General features: G+C 59.8%; 17 protein-coding genes. 8 read left to right on the forward strand and 9 right to left on the reverse strand.

Going from position 1 to position 13,376, the window contains the following annotated elements; genetic code table 11:
* Positions 1-2 precede the first annotated feature (2 nt).
* Positions 3-3,155, forward strand: coding sequence for an LPD7 domain-containing protein (locus tag AB3X99_RS33580; RefSeq protein WP_368619413.1), 3,153 nt, complete (start codon positions 3-5; stop codon positions 3,153-3,155).
* Positions 3,156-3,288: 133 nt separating this feature from the next.
* Here AB3X99_RS33580 and AB3X99_RS33585 read toward each other — a convergent pair whose 3' ends face one another.
* The 4 genes from AB3X99_RS33585 to AB3X99_RS33600 form a co-directional block, all read right to left on the reverse strand.
* Positions 3,289-3,609 (reverse strand): hypothetical protein, encoded by a 321-nt coding sequence (locus tag AB3X99_RS33585; protein ID WP_368619414.1) that lies wholly within the window; start codon positions 3,607-3,609, stop codon positions 3,289-3,291.
* A gap of 25 nt (positions 3,610-3,634) precedes the next feature.
* Positions 3,635-3,859: a hypothetical protein gene (locus tag AB3X99_RS33590; RefSeq protein WP_368619415.1), complete on the reverse strand. Its 225-nt coding sequence runs from the start codon at positions 3,857-3,859 to the stop codon at positions 3,635-3,637.
* Between the two features lie 63 nt (positions 3,860-3,922).
* Positions 3,923-4,141: a hypothetical protein gene (locus AB3X99_RS33595; protein ID WP_368619416.1), complete on the reverse strand. Its 219-nt coding sequence runs from the start codon at positions 4,139-4,141 to the stop codon at positions 3,923-3,925.
* A gap of 13 nt (positions 4,142-4,154) precedes the next feature.
* Complete coding sequence (locus tag AB3X99_RS33600; protein WP_368619417.1) at positions 4,155-4,409, reverse strand: hypothetical protein; 255 nt, start codon at positions 4,407-4,409, stop codon at positions 4,155-4,157.
* A 1,091-nt stretch (positions 4,410-5,500) separates the two neighbouring features.
* Between AB3X99_RS33600 and AB3X99_RS33605 the strand changes: the two genes are divergently transcribed.
* From AB3X99_RS33605 to AB3X99_RS33620, 4 genes are all read left to right on the forward strand, one after another.
* A complete protein-coding gene (locus AB3X99_RS33605; protein WP_368619418.1) occupies positions 5,501-5,767 on the forward strand; it encodes a hypothetical protein in 267 nt (88 codons plus the stop codon).
* A 33-nt stretch (positions 5,768-5,800) separates the two neighbouring features.
* On the forward strand, positions 5,801-6,148 hold the full coding sequence (locus AB3X99_RS33610) for a hypothetical protein (protein WP_368619419.1): 348 nt from the start codon (positions 5,801-5,803) through the stop codon (positions 6,146-6,148).
* Complete coding sequence (locus tag AB3X99_RS33615) at positions 6,093-6,938, forward strand: hypothetical protein (protein ID WP_368619420.1); 846 nt, start codon at positions 6,093-6,095, stop codon at positions 6,936-6,938. Before AB3X99_RS33610 ends, AB3X99_RS33615 begins: the two co-directional genes overlap by 56 nt.
* 150 nt (positions 6,939-7,088) lie before the next feature.
* The gene (locus tag AB3X99_RS33620; protein ID WP_368619421.1) at positions 7,089-7,982 is read left to right on the forward strand and encodes a hypothetical protein; all 894 of its coding nucleotides are present in this window, start codon (positions 7,089-7,091) and stop codon (positions 7,980-7,982) included.
* A gap of 203 nt (positions 7,983-8,185) precedes the next feature.
* Here the strand turns inward: AB3X99_RS33620 and AB3X99_RS33625 are convergent, their stop codons facing one another.
* Positions 8,186-8,797, reverse strand: coding sequence for a PolC-type DNA polymerase III (locus AB3X99_RS33625; protein ID WP_368619422.1), 612 nt, complete (start codon positions 8,795-8,797; stop codon positions 8,186-8,188).
* Here AB3X99_RS33625 and AB3X99_RS33630 point away from each other — a divergent pair.
* A complete protein-coding gene (locus AB3X99_RS33630) occupies positions 8,796-9,080 on the forward strand; it encodes a hypothetical protein (RefSeq protein WP_368619423.1) in 285 nt (94 codons plus the stop codon). The two genes, AB3X99_RS33625 and AB3X99_RS33630, sit on opposite strands and share 2 nt — an antisense overlap.
* A 427-nt stretch (positions 9,081-9,507) precedes the next feature.
* Positions 9,508-9,804, forward strand: a complete 297-nt coding sequence (locus AB3X99_RS33635; RefSeq protein WP_368619424.1) for an H-NS family nucleoid-associated regulatory protein — start codon at positions 9,508-9,510, stop codon at positions 9,802-9,804.
* A gap of 177 nt (positions 9,805-9,981) precedes the next feature.
* On the opposite strand, the gene AB3X99_RS33640 is transcribed toward AB3X99_RS33635, so the two are convergent.
* From AB3X99_RS33640 to AB3X99_RS33655, 4 genes are all read right to left on the reverse strand, one after another.
* On the reverse strand, positions 9,982-10,461 hold the full coding sequence (locus tag AB3X99_RS33640) for an ASCH domain-containing protein (RefSeq protein WP_368619425.1): 480 nt from the start codon (positions 10,459-10,461) through the stop codon (positions 9,982-9,984).
* 102 nt (positions 10,462-10,563) lie between these two features.
* Positions 10,564-10,779 (reverse strand): hypothetical protein, encoded by a 216-nt coding sequence (locus tag AB3X99_RS33645; protein WP_368619426.1) that lies wholly within the window; start codon positions 10,777-10,779, stop codon positions 10,564-10,566.
* A complete protein-coding gene (locus tag AB3X99_RS33650) occupies positions 10,776-11,201 on the reverse strand; it encodes a hypothetical protein (protein WP_368619427.1) in 426 nt (141 codons plus the stop codon). Before AB3X99_RS33650 ends, AB3X99_RS33645 begins: the two co-directional genes overlap by 4 nt.
* 11 nt (positions 11,202-11,212) lie before the next feature.
* Positions 11,213-11,671, reverse strand: coding sequence for a hypothetical protein (locus AB3X99_RS33655; RefSeq protein ID WP_368619428.1), 459 nt, complete (start codon positions 11,669-11,671; stop codon positions 11,213-11,215).
* Between the two features lie 718 nt (positions 11,672-12,389).
* Here AB3X99_RS33655 and AB3X99_RS33660 point away from each other — a divergent pair.
* Positions 12,390-13,109, forward strand: coding sequence for an IS6 family transposase (locus AB3X99_RS33660; RefSeq protein ID WP_368619429.1), 720 nt, complete (start codon positions 12,390-12,392; stop codon positions 13,107-13,109).
* The last annotated feature ends 267 nt before the right edge of the window (positions 13,110-13,376 follow it).

A 13,376-nucleotide genomic window follows, 5' to 3' on the forward strand; every position in this document is an offset into this window, starting at 1 on the left:
GCATGCTGATCCGCATCAAGGGCCACGTCGCTGGCGTTAAGGAGTACCTGGAAACCGGGCAGAAGCAGGGGCGTGAGCTCGGGCGGGATGAACTGGATGAACGCGTCATTCTCGCGGGTGACCTAGACCTAGCCAACCACATCATCGAGGCGATGGAGAGTGACGGCGAGCGTTACCTGACCATCACCTTGCCCTTTCGTGAGGATGAGGTCGACGAACGCATGCTGCGGGACATCACCGCAGACTTCGAGCGTTTCATGTTCGCCGCCTACCGGCCGGAAGAATACTGCTTCTACGCGGAGGCCCATCTGCCGCGTGTGAAGGCCTACGAGCACCGCAAGAGCGGCGAGCGCGTCGTGCGCAAGCCGCACATTCATATCGTCGTGCCCAAGGAAAACCTGCTAAGCGGCCGGAAGCTTGATCCGTTCGCGATGGTCAAGTACCAGGAACGCTATATCGATGCGTTTCAGGAGCACATCAACCAGCGCTACGGGCTCGCCAGCCCGAAAGACCATCGGCGTGCGGATCTGACCGACGCATCCGAGATGATCGCGCGGTACAAGGGCGACACGTTCACCGGGGGGAATCGCGAGCTCAAGGCTGCGATCCTTGAGGCGGTCCTTGAACGGGGCATCGAACGCCATGAGGATTTCCGCGCGCTGCTGGACGAGTTCGGCGAGAGGCGCACCCGCAACGAGGGCCGGGAATCCGAATACGAGAACGTGAAGCCCGAGGGGGCGGCAAAAGGCGTGAACCTGAAGGAGTACGTGTTCTCACGCGACTTCATCGAGCTGGATGCGCATGGCAAGGAAGCGATGCTCGGTTCACGCTTTGAAGACGCCTATTCCGAGGCAGGCGCGGTGCGGCCGACGCCGGAAGACCTGAGCGTAACGCTTGCCGAGTGGTACGAAGTACGCTCGAAGGAAGTCAAGTATTTCAACGGGGGCAACCTCAAGGCTTACCCCTTCTACCAGCAGGCCGACACGCAAACGCGTCAGGCGTTGCTGGCCGAGCGCGAGGAGCGCTTTTACCAACGTTTCAGCGAGGACCACATCCATGAGCACATTGAACGAGAGCAACGAGGCTACACCGAGCGCATTGGAGCCGACTGGCACCCTGGCTACCGCGGCGCCGGCGAGCCGGAGATTGCCCCCGCTGCCGGAGGAAAGGACGGACGAGGCGTCGCGAGAAGTGCTGGAATCGCAGTCGATCGTGAGCCTGACGCTGGCCCAGATCGAGCGAGCCAAGCGCCCGAATCCGCCGACCATCTGCGAAGTGTGCCCGGCTTCAATGTGGATGGAATCGAGCAAGGCGGAACTACGCTGCTATTGCCGGATCATGCATCGTTACACCTGGGAGACGTCGGAGCAGCACTCCCTGAAGCGCTGCGATGGCCTGGCGCTCGCCCAGGAGCAGGCGGACAAGGCACGGGCGTCGCGCGCACGCGCCTGAGCGGGCTGGATACGCAGGTAGAGGGCATGTACCAGGCGTTCGCGTTCGCGGGGCCGGACGAACGAGCGACGATGATTGCCGGCGGCGCACGCAAGTTCGACATCGAGGAGTTCGGCCTGAAAGGCGGCATCGCGTTTAGCGATCCCTATGCGCCGGAGCCAGAGGGCTGGTCACTCGCTGACATCGGCTCGCTGCGCGACGTGCCGGGTTTCCTGGAAGGCGCAGGGGCAGGGCGGCGCATCGCCAGTCAGGAGGTCACGGCAGCGTCACTGGGGGGCCTCGAGGAAGCCGAGATGCGCATGTGGGCGTTTGGGGAGGGCATGGAGGCGGGCGCACGTCATCCGGTGCATCGTCGCGCCGAGGATCGTCTCGCGACAGCGCGTTCGGCAAGCCGCGTGCGCCCGGAGCGCGAGCGAGGCCGCTTCAATGACCGCGCGCGCGAGTCGACGGGCCGCGAAAAGGACAGCGCACTCCACCAGCACGCGCGCGATCACGTCGAGCGGCAGTATCGCAGTCATAGCGCCGTGCTCGGTGAGTTTCAGCAGATCCGGCAGTCACTTGATGCCGGCCGCCTGCTCGCTGCCCTCGCGCACAGTCACGGGCTGATCGCAAGCAAATACGCAGTGACGAAGGGGCGCGACGGCAGCGACCGCATCCAGTGCGGTGCGCGCAATCTGAATGTATCGGACTTTCTCACGAAGGAGATGCACCTGCCCTGGGTCGAGGCAGCGCGCATCCTGCGCGACACGTATGCCCGGCAGCTGGGCCGTGAGCCTTCGCACGCTCATGCGCGGGCGCCGCATCTTTCGCTCTGGAAGGAGTTTCAGGGGCATCGCGACGCGGAGATCACGCGCGAGCGCGACGCGTGGGCAACGCAACGTGCCAGCGAGAAAGAGCGGCGACAGGCCTCAGTGGGCGACTACAAGGTCGCACGCTCACGCATCGAGGGAGACGAGGCCCTGAGCCGGGCTGATCGACGTGCGGCACTTTCGCTCGCACGCATGGAGAAAGTCGAGCGGGACAGCAGCCTGCGCGCGGCGATCGAGGGAGAGAGGGCGGTGCTGCGGCGAACGTCGCGCCCGCCGTTTGGCGAACATTACCGCGAATTCCTTCAGGAGAGGGCGCAAGGCGGCGACACCGCGGCGCTACGCGAACTGCGCCGGTTGCGCCCGATCGATCCACCGGCACACGACGGATTGTCGCTGCGGCCGCCGCGCGAGCGCGAAGACAATGCGATTGTCTACGCGGGCGGATTGACGCACGACGTAGACCGGTACGGCGTAGTCACGTACAAGCTGAGCGGCGTGAATGTCATGTCCGACGAAGGCAACTCTGTTCGCGTCTGGACCACCCAGGATGCGGCAATCGAGAACGCGCTGCGACTGGCGGCGCAGAAGTTCGGCCGCGAGATCCGCCTTGAAGGCCCGGCGCATTTTCAGGTGCAGGCAGCTCGCATTGCGGCCGATTTGCGGATGAACGTCCGCTTTGACGAGCCGGCGCTTAACGACATCATGGACGCGCGGCGTGAGCAGGTCGATGCGCAGGATGCCGAGCAGCGGCAGGCACAGCGCCAGTACGACGCGGCTATGCGTGCGCTCGCACGCCAGATTCGAGATGGACGCGGCGAGGGGAGTGCGCTCGACAGTGATCCGAACCGCGGCAATCGGACAGATCCCGAGCAAGATCCGGGGTTGGAGAGATAGGGGCGCGTTGCGTTCGCCGCAAGGCTGCGAACCGGCTTGCAGTGGTCTTTGGCACACAAGGAGTTAGCGAGAAATGCGACTAACCGTCGTTCGCGCTAACCCCTTGCGAATTGAACTCCCGCGGCATGAGTCATCAGCTCGCAGCCACTGCCGCGCGATTGGTGCCGCGATTCACCACAACCAGCAATGCAATGGCCGCGGCCACGGCGAGCGCGCCGATTTTCTCGAACAGCGTGAGCGGCATCGCCCAAGCGTCGAAATATCGGGATGCGTCCCAGCGCGCGAAGAAGGATGCGCTTAGTTCAAGATATCCGGCAAAAACTGCAGCCATGCCTGCGATGCCCGCGATCCGCCGCGCACCGCTAGTCGGCACGAGCCACTGATAGACCGCGAACCAGAGCCAAAAGAACGCGAGATCAACCGGGATACTCAACAGGGTATGGTGTTCGTACACGCTTCCTCCACCGTGCGCGCCTGAGTTAATCGACCATCCAGCTCATACCAGGACCGTTGCCGCCTCTTCTCGCATCGCAAACTTCTGTCTCCCATTGCTTCAGCTGCACCGTTTCACCGCGATCGTGGCGCTGGCACTTCTCATCCAGTGCATGCATTTCTTGCTGAGGCTGGGCTACGTTCCTCGCACTGGCTGCATCGGCGGTTTGAACCACCACGCCTAGTGCGTCCTGCGCGCGCACGGTTGTCATGGAAACGGCTGTTATCACCAAGAGCGCTGTGCTGAGTAGCGTGTGTCGCATTTGTTTTCCGCTCTATCTGCGTTTGTCGAACCTGCGGTAGTACGGAGCACGACTGCCGGCCGGCGCAAGCGAAACCTTGCCGCCCGCATGCCCCGCGTTCCACAACGCCTCCAGCCCGGCCCATGCGGTCTTTCCGCTGCCGGTCTGAGCCGTCACAAGGGAGTGGCCCACGTCTTCCCCGTGAGCGCTGAATCTGAACGGCTCAACCCTGGTTGTCGTCGATTTTTCCATTTGCGCAATTTCCTTAGACTTCCGAACTGCCGATCCACTGGCCGCCGAGATACGCATCGGCGCCGAAGTGCTCGCTCACGAATGCCTTCACGTCCGGGCGATCCGGAACTGCGTGCAGTGTGCTGTGTGACCACGCGGGCGCCGGGTCAATACGGAGCGTCGCTTCACCAGCCAGGTCCACGAGGATGAACGGTTTGCGTTCGTTCCCGATGAGCAGGTCGGGCTCGCCAGCGCGTGACGGCAGTGCGACGATTGTCAACGTGGTCACTGCGGTTTTCCTTCCGGAGGGCCACACCTGGCAGCAGGGCCAGGTGGCGGGCTGTCTTGCCTGCCCGCATCGCGCGGCACGTCGGGTGGCGGTGGTGGCTTGTCGTCGGGAGGCGGGCCGGGCGGCGGCCCGCCACAAACCGGCGGCGGGCGATGCTGCGACAGACGTTCGGGGGAGGAATCGGACTGCGCGGGACTGGTTTGCGCCGAAGCGATGCCGGTGACGCAGCCCATCAGTGCGAATACAACAAGTGCCTTGCGATTCATGGATCGGTTCTGCCGCCTGCCGGCCGACCTGCGGTGCGCTGACGCGTCGGCTCGTCTCCATGCCTCACATCCCCTGTTTCCGACAGGGCTGTGAAGGAGGCGAGGGGAGCCTGCCTAGGCGTGACTTATGCCTCCCCTTCGAGAAGAACTCGTCGCTGCGCGATATGACGCTACGAGCATTTTAATGTGGAATGAATGACGTGTCACGTAATTCCGAATGACGTCAAAAGTCATATTATGCGGGGAAGCCTGAAGAAGGCATCGCACCGTGCCGTTATAAGGGCATGACGGCATCAGGGCCTACGGCGCTGTGACGCTCGTTGGTGTTGTCGGCCGCGCCCACGTCGCGTACCAGGTAAGCCGCGACCGCGAACCACTGGACAACTCGTCAGCGCGGCTGGCACTGGCAAAAGCGCGGGAGCGGCAATGTTCGCGTGGACGAAACAGGAAAACGGGAAAGATGAGCACAGGTGAAGAGGCAGAGGCGCTGGTAGCGTGGGTGCGTCAACGGCATAGCGCGACAGTGAGCGACATCACAGCCTCAGGCATCATGAACTCGCGTACGGCTTCAGATGCGGTGCAATATGCGCTTCGGTGTGGAGCCCTCGAGCGCGTCGTCCGGCTTGGTGCGAGCGCTAAGGATCGCGTGCATTATCGAGCGACGGGCGTGGCGTTGCCGATCCCGCGCACGCACGGAGTGCAACCGTCATTCGATGGCTTGTTGCAGGCGTGGGGCATCGTACTGGAACCGCTTGAGCTTCAGGCGAGCAAGTCGCATAGGCACCAGATTTCCGATTGCTAGTAGGGAAAACGGCGGAGGCATTCATGCTGAACAAGCGACGATTGGTCCGATGGTTTCTCAGTTGGACGGATAGCTGGAACGAGGAAGTTCATGAAGCAATCGAAAGCATAGTACACACCGAGTACGCGCGAATGTTTCCGAACGGGGCACAAGACCCCCAAATTGTGGAGCAAATGCGGACCTTCTACTACGCCCGCATGATGAACACGGCGATATTGCTTGTCGCGGTTTCATCGCTGGTGGTTTCGCTCTGCGCTCTCGTTGTGTCTGCGGTAGCTTTAGGGCATTAACGGTAGCGGTATTTTCGGTTGATTGCGGTGACTTTGAAAGCCATCGCATTTGGTCATGTGATCAACTGGTCGTCGCGGGGCGCTTTGTCGACCATGCGCGCGTTGATTCTCGGCTTGGTTATAGGCTACGGCGTCGGCTTCCTTCAGTATGGTCGTGCCCCTGCTGATCCGTTGCACAAAATTACTCTCTGTGCTCACGAATTGGAAGCGAAGGAGCGGGCGAATGGGATCACGCCGGATGATGATATGAAGGAAGCTAATCAAAATGCATGCGCTAAGGGCAGCGCAAAATTATCGATCAGCGCAACCCGATGGGACGACACCGATGAGCACGAGCACGATGACAAGGGAGCGATACCGCGCGATCCTCAGGGAGTTTGACGCGATTCTGGCTCACGCCTGCGCGTTGTCTAACCGCCTGACGGGGCGCATCGTTGCGGAAGGACATCTGTCATACGCCGAAACCATTTTCACGAAGCTCGTTTGCCACGGACTAAGCCTGAGAAAGCTTTCTCCTACGCTTGACGCTACCTCGCCGCTGGAGCTGCTGGACATTGGTGCTGCTTGCGCGGTCGCGCGCACGTTAATCGAAGCATTCGATGCTTTGGCATACATCGGCCTTCAGACGGTCTCGGCGCCTGAGCGTGAAATTCGAATCCTGGCGTGGGAACTCCACGACCAGGAGCACCGACTAGCCATGCTGAAGGATATCGGGGCAGATGGACCAGATGTTGACATGATACGAGTTGACGCCGAAAGACTACACAACATGGTCAGCGGCCACGCGTTTTACAGCGAACTGCCGAAGGATGTCAGGGGGAAAATCGGAAGGCGTAAGGCGCCTCACTATTTGCGGAGTCAGGAGGAACGCAACGTCGCAAGCGGTATTAATCACGATTACTACAACAGCGTCACGATGTTCCTCTCTCAGTACGTGCATACGCTCCCGTTCGCCCTGAGCCAGTTGAGTTTGACTCACGCCGGCGATTCCGGTGCATTGCAGCTTGTCTCGATGCCGCTGCAGTATTCCATGCCTTTCATGGCGAAGGCGATCGCCGGAATCGAAACACTGTGGCCCGACGTGCGGCAAGAAATGCCCGAGGATGTCCGCAATCTCGCAGACACATGGGACTTGCTCGCCGAGCAGGGAGTAAAAGGAGTAGGGACGTAGGCGCCGGTATAGCGGACATTCCGAACGAACTATGTGTTGTTGGGCTGGGTGTCCTGCCGGGGTTGTCGATGCCGCGACTGGAACCGTCGATGAGCGTTCGATCGCGACGCTTCGAATCGAGCAATAGCATTTGGTGCAATCTGAACATTCATGAACGAAACAGAGCAAAACCGGGAAGAACGAACGTACAACGTCAGGCAGCGGACCTTCGCTGTAACGAATAAAGAGAACCGGCTCAGCGTCCTGCGCACCGGATATCTTGGCCCGTGCGTTGCGTTCTATGGCATCCACACCGAAAAGGGTGTCGCCTTTATGAGCCACGTGGATGGCAATCTGCGCGGCATCGACGATCTGGCGGCGCGGCTGAAGGAAGAAACTAACGGCGACCTTGCCGGCTTCTCGCTATATCTCTCGACGAACTACACGCTGCTCGCGCGGTTCTTTGTGCTGGCCGCCATCCTGTTGTATTTCACCGCGGTCGCAATAGTGCGTGGCGTGGACTCGCTTTTGGGGTACTTCGGTTGGGCGGCAGTACTCCTCGCGTGCTGGTGGTATTGCTTCCGAAGCGTGTTTGCGATTAATCGCTATGCACACAAGACGTTCAGGAAGTGGTGGGTCAAGCCGAATAATCCGTGGCAGATAATGGGGCGCGTCGAGGTCTCGGTTGATTCAACATCGAGAGGTGAACCAGACCGCGCGAGAAAAGAGACGCTCTGGCTCGCGCAAAGTGTCGGTCGATATGGACCCCCGCCAGATTGGTTCAGCGGGCAGCGCGATGCTACAACGGATCGCGAGAATGAAGAGCAAGTGGCACTGCGCGACGAGCAGCTGCATGACGTTGCCGTATCGCTCGCAGCATTTCAGCATGAATACCCGCCTCACCAAGAACAACAACGACGGGTTTTTCGTGAAGATCTGTCCATGTCCTGCGGCCTCGGCTTTGGCCAAGGAACTCGCGCCAGTCTTCGTCATCGCTTTGGGTACCCGAACTTGTGTGCTCTGAAAAGGTCCGGTGCAGGTCAATATTCATTTCTTTATGCATAACTCAAAAGTGGCTGTTCACCAACGACGGCTTTGCCTGTCTTGAAGTGTCCCGCAGCGCGGCGAAGTAGCAAGCTTTTCTGAGCGAGTGGTGCGCTCGATCAGCGACTGCGTCATCAACACGGCGACGTGACAGTGCCTCTGGAAGGCCTCCCTGGCCGCCCCCCACGGATCGGGGGGCGTCCAGGTTGTTCGGCGCTGTCGGCTCAGTCGTTGGACAGCGAACCCAGCAATGTCGCAACCTTCGCCTTGCTGGTTTTCTGCAATCGGGCCATGAGGGCGTGATCGATTCGCTTCAGCCCGTACGTTTGAGCGATGTCGTGCTGCAACCGGCACCACAGATGGCTGGCGACCTCAGCGTCAACCATCGCCCGGTGAGCACGACCCGATTTCGGTAGCCGAAGCATCTCCGCCAAACTAGCCAGGCGGTGAGTCTGGGCGCGTGGGTATATCCGCCTGGCGACGAGCATCGTGCAGGCAAATGAATGCTCCGCTGGCGCTCCAAGCAGCCCCAGTTCGGCCTGCCAGAACCGCTTGTCGAAACCGGCGTTGTGGGCAACCACGGGATGGTTTCCAACAAACGCTGCAGCTTCCCTCATGACTTTCGATACAGGAGGCGCCGATGCGATCATGTCGTTCGTGATGCCGGTGAGCGCAACGACATCGGACGGGATGCGCCGTCCTGCGTTCATCAGGCTCTGGTAACGATCAACAATCTGGCCGTCACGCAGGAGGATGACGGCAATCTCGGTAGCGCGGTCGCCCAGATTCGGTGAAAGCCCGGTTGTTTCGAAGTCGAGTACTGCAACGGTCTGCATGTTTCTTTCGTTCATTAATCAGTTGATGCCGTACCAGGCACGCTTCCCCATGCCTGACGAGCCGCCCAGGCAAGACGCCCCTATCCCGATGCCTGGCTGCATGGGGAAGACCCTTATCCAAAGCCAGATCGAGCGCTTCGTTCTTTCTTGCCGCAAGGCTGATAACACCATGGCTTGTTCGCCCGGCTGCCGCTCAGGCCAGTTTGCCAACCAGCGACACACCCAGAGCCTGAATTTTCAGGGTATTCGTGGCGATGCGCCCGGATCCGGATGCGTTAAATGAACGGCGTATTCTACGCCTGGTGAACCGCCATTCTTTGATATCGGCGCTAACGCCGGCGCGAGTGACTGGGGCGAACGTGGAGGGTTGACAGATGAAACGCCTGGACTGACGCGAAGCAGCAGGAGCTGCGCTTTCGTCCCGCTGGCGTTGAGGATTGCGGGTTCACCGGCATCGGGCAAGCCGACCGGTACAGCGGAGGGCAGGCCGGGGACCGTATCCGGCGGTTTTTGAAATCGCACAGTTTTATAGATAAATAGATGCCTTGTGATAAGAATACTTATCTTCATAGGCGCGTAGATGTCGGCATTTTGAAGATTCCGCAAGCACGATCGACGACTGGAGACGCTTTCCTTCGGGGCAGCTGTCAATCGAGCAAAACCGAAGCGGGCTAAGATCGCGCTGACCATATTCGACCGTCGGGGGGATCATGGCTACGTTCAAGGAACTGAAAGCACAAATGGCCGCGTTGGGGGGACAGGCGGCGGCCCGGACGGCAGAATTTGAGGAAGTGCTTGCGGACATCAGGGGCAAGGTCGCCGATTATGGGTTTACCGAGCGTCATATCTTCGGACGGCAACGGGGCGGCCGTGTAACCGCCGCGCGTGGCGTCGTGCCGGCCCGATATCGTGATCGGAAGACGGGGGCCACCTGGTCGGGACGGGGGCGGGCGCCCAACTGGATTAAGGATGTGAAAAGCCGCAGCAGATCGCTGATTCGTGACTGACGTCGGGCGAAAAAAGCCCGCTCAGGCGGGCATAAGTTTGGAGACAGAGGGGCGCTAGGCCAGTCAAAACTAACTTTAGCGCGCGCCGCTCGGCCGCACACCTATCCGTCCGAGGAGGGGGTTGGCATCCCTGCACCTCGATGACCCTGAAGCGACATTCAGTGCCCCCGGGAGCAGTCATTCGCGCCGCAGAACGGGCGTTAGCGTGTAAAGGACCTCAAATCTCTCGCATACGAGAGGCATCGAACTGTCAGCCACCCGACCAATTCGGCCGCACTCGTCTGTGAAGAAGCGCCAGTGCTCCGCCCGCCAGTGCGTTAATGAAAGATCGCCTTCTCCTTCGCTCGCCGCGAAATCAGCACTGACGCAATCAAACGGGACGATTTGCACTTCGGTGACTCGCCGAACGAACGCAGGTCGATCGTGCCAGTCAAGCACTATTTCAACGTCTCCAGCCTTGGGAATTGACTCGCCGTCGAAGTCCCACGACCAAGGCAGACTGCAGGTACCACGCTTCACGCCAGCAAGAATGAGTGCGATCAGCGACTCCGAAAGAGCCTCCGAATCTCCAAAGCCACCGATTCGGACGTTCCCTTCAGGTAGATGTATGCCTTGCTCAGCCAATTCGGCGACTAGCTCGTCTACACTTTTGTTCATCTATATCGACGTCCTTTCGATTGCATCCATCTGTATCGGAACTTCACACATTGATTGTCGACGATTGATGGGGTGTTGTCGAATATCGCAAACTGGCCGTCCTCAACCTTTCTCATGCTCCAAGTCGTCTGGCTCCTGCTCGCCCTGGGAGAGAAGATCAGATAGCTCCGGCGGGGAAAGCCGCTTCATTTTCTTTTCGAGCTTGCGATCGTATTGCCGGTCGTTGGGATCTGATGATGCCTGAGCCTTGCGGGCGTATTGCTGGACGAACAGACCGAGTTCACCAGCCAGCCGAGATTTTGTGCGCTTCGTAGTCATTTGGCGATCTTGCTCTGCTCGCAGTTGTGCCTGGCCCTCGACGGATCGGCGCCGCTGGAGCTGTGTTTCTGACGAACCGCCCATTGATACCGTTCGACCAGCTTTTCGGCAGCGGAGAGCGCCTGTTCACGCCATAGTTTCTCGGCGGCCTCAATGCAAACATCCTCGCGTTCCAGCGCATCTGCAGCCCAGTACGCACGGACGTTGCCGACTGGAAGATCGTCGGTCTCCGATGCAATCGCACGAAACAGTAGAAACTCCGGCTCGTTTTGAACCTTGGTCCAATACGCCAATGGAAGCATGACCCGAGCTGTTTCAATCACGCCAAAGCGACCTTCAAGCAAGTCCAGCGCTCTGGCGCGAATCTTTCGACAGTGTTTGCGCCAAAGCGCTTCGTTCCTGACTCCAAGAGGAATCTTCATCTCTTAGTGCATCACGTTTGCCGACGCCGAATCGTATAAATCTCGGTCTTCCAGTCGAGAAGTAATTCGGCGACGCGCTTGGAATGTTCCAGATTCGCATCTAGGCCCATGCGATCAGTCGCAACGTCGTCGAGGTATGCTGCATTGGCTGACGCGTCCATTCCCTCCTGCAACATTGTGAAAACCTTGGGCAGATACCCTTGATGTTCGTCGCGTGCGGCCGGACTGGTTGCGACGCCAATTGGGTCCCAGACATAGTACAGAACCTCATCCACTCGCCTGTATAGCTCCAACTCGGTATCGGCCAATTTCCGCCCCATCGCCTCTTTCCTTATTTGCGCACCCGGCCATCGACAGGCCAGTACGGCAATTGTCCACAATCTAGGCAACGCCGTCGACCGGCCGCTCCTGGCCGACTGTTGTTGGCGCTCGTAGTTTCTGCTAGCCATGACCACGGATTTTGCTAGCAACGGAAAGTCCTGAGCTTGGCGCCGGACAAGCAATACAGCCCGATTCCGACGATTACGCCTCCGTTGCATTTGTGCAACGATTCGGGCGGGTGACGCCCGCTAATTTTGCTAGCGCGCCTGCGATGTCCTTTAATTCCGCTAGCGCGATCAAGCGCGCGGGCGAGGGCACCATGGCATCCTCTGACGGGACAGGCAGTCGTGCCAAGAAGGTAGCGGCAGTGCTACGGCCGCTCGGGCGGGGGCCGCTGACGCGCGTTCAGGCAAAGCGGGCCGGACAGCTACTCGACGTCCACTGGACAACTGTCTACCGGCTGCGGCAGCGATTTTTGGCGAACCCTGTGACTAGCGCTCTCGACCCTCAGCACCGTGGTCCGACGCCGGGCGGTCGCCGTTTGAGTCCGGCCGCCGACAACATAATCGAAGAGGTTGTGCAAAGTTGGCTACCGGCGCAGCCTCAGTTAGCGCATCCTGCAACCGATCTTGTACTTGAGATTCGACGTCGATGCGTCGCCGCGGGGGTGGAGCCTCCCAGCCGGTCAACTGTGTCCCGGCGATGGTCAGAGTATTGCGAGCAGGACGCGCTGCGGCGTGCCGCACTTCCTGAATCGCAGATTGCGCCTGGAACTTTTCGGGCTCACCATCCCCTGGACGGCTCTGGTGCAAATAGGGCCGGCGAATGGGTTAGAGTTGTCGGAAGAAGACGAACCGAGGAGCCACGATGAGCAAGCTGAAGAGTCCGGAGAAGTTGTTCGGCGGACGCCATTTTGATCGGGAGATCATCATCCTGTGCGTTCGCTGGTACCTGCGCTACAAGCTCAGCTTTCGCGATCTGGTCGAGATGATGGCCGAACGGGGATTGTCGCTGGCTCACACGACGATTCTGCGCTGGGTGAGGCGTTATACACCCGAGTTCGTCAAACGCTGGAACCGGTTTGCTACACCTGCGGGTCGCTCGTGGCGTGTCGATGAGACTTACCTGAAGATTCGCGGCAGGTGGGTCTACCTGTACCGGGCAGTGGATCGGGCTGGCCAGACGGTGGACTTCATGCTCAGAGCCCGACGCGATGTGGCTGCGGCCAAAGCTTTTTTCAGCAAGGCCATCAAGCGTCAGGGCCAGCCGCCGGAGACCATCACGCTCGACGGCTATGCCGCCTCGCACCGCGCGGTGCGCGAAATGAAGGCCGATGGTCTGCTGCCTGAAGACACGAAGGTCCGGTCCTCAAAATATCTGAACAACGTGATCGAGCAAGACCATCGCCACATCAAGTCCAGAACGAACGTGATGCTTGGGTTCAAACGATTCGGGAGCGCAGCGACCACGATTGCAGGAATCGAGTTGACGCATTGTATTCGCAAGGGGCAGTTCGATCTCACGAAGCTCGGCCTCAAGGAGGCCGCTGCGCCCGCCGTATGGAATGCGGTTCTGTTTGATCAATAAGCCATCCTACCTATATGAGCTTTCTCAACCCGTCTACCTATTTGCACCAGAACCGTACCGTTTTGGTTCAAGCCTCTCAGCACATTTGGCTTGTCAAAGATCACGACGTCAAACTGAAGTTCACATATGTTGGTCGTACCCACTCATCCCTTGCTCCTCTCCGCCTTTGTGCTGGCAGATTCCGCTCTGCCTCGCGGCTCGGCGTACCGGATAACCGGCGGCTACGTTGTCCCCGAAGCTTCATACCGAGCTGTTACCGGCTCCGCA

Origin of the sequence: Paraburkholderia sp. BR10882 (assembly GCF_040948855.1) — a bacterium.
Classification (GTDB): Bacteria; Pseudomonadota; Gammaproteobacteria; order Burkholderiales; family Burkholderiaceae; genus Paraburkholderia; species Paraburkholderia nodosa_A.